The following is a 750-nucleotide window of genomic DNA, read 5'->3' as shown; positions in this document are numbered from 1 at the left end:
GACGATGACCGTCTGCATGATGACGACGTTGCTCGTGAGCGCCGCGACCTGTTCCGGCGACAGACTCATGCCGAGCGGCAGATCGAGCGACTTCGCGAGTGACGCGCCCGCGGCCAGCAGCGCCTCATACATGGCTTGCGTGTCAGTGTAGGGACCGAGCACGGCGCGGCCGGTCAACGTTGTGACCTGATTGCGCACGAGCTGCTGCTCGTACATGCCATCGCCCAGGCGTTTCTGTACCTTCTGCGGATCGAGGTCGAGCTGCCGCAAGAAGTAGTCGCTCGAGATGAAGCTCCGCTGGTTCGTGAAAGCCGGATTGGTCGCGACGAGATAGGTCGCGTCCGGCGCGCTCGTGCGACTGAACAGGCCGCCTGGCGGAATCGAGAGGTTCTGCAACACGCCTTGCGCCGTCGCGCCCGCGATCACGGGATCGATCACTCGCGAGCCGGATCGCGTGCCGAGGTCGCCGATCACGACGCCTGAACCCGCCTGAGCCGGAGCGAGTCCGATAGACGGCGTCCCCGCATTGCCGGCCGTGTTGTCGATGCTCACGCCCGAGCCCGAGAGCGTGCGGCCCGCGACGAAGCTCGATTCGTAGGCGGGCAGCGCGAAGTATCGGATATCGGCGGGCGCGACCTGCGCGTAGCCACCCGGACGACCGCCGACAAACGGCGCATCGCCGAACGGCAGCGTCCAGTTGTGTTCCGAGTCGTCGTAGTTGTTGTAGTGGTAATAGCCCGAGTACGTCAC

1 protein-coding gene is annotated in these 750 nt (G+C 65.3%); it reads right to left on the bottom strand.

Features of this window, described 5'->3' with window-relative positions; all coding sequences use genetic code 11:
- Positions 1-750 (bottom strand): hypothetical protein (locus tag QCE64_RS36440; RefSeq protein ID WP_310009217.1); only part of this gene is annotated, 750 nt, incomplete at both ends.

This window comes from Caballeronia sp. LZ043, from assembly GCF_031451075.1.
In the GTDB taxonomy this organism is placed as follows: domain Bacteria; phylum Pseudomonadota; class Gammaproteobacteria; order Burkholderiales; family Burkholderiaceae; genus Caballeronia.
The sequence above is the reverse complement of the archived record's forward strand: the minus strand, read 5'-3'. Positions and strand labels throughout refer to the sequence as shown.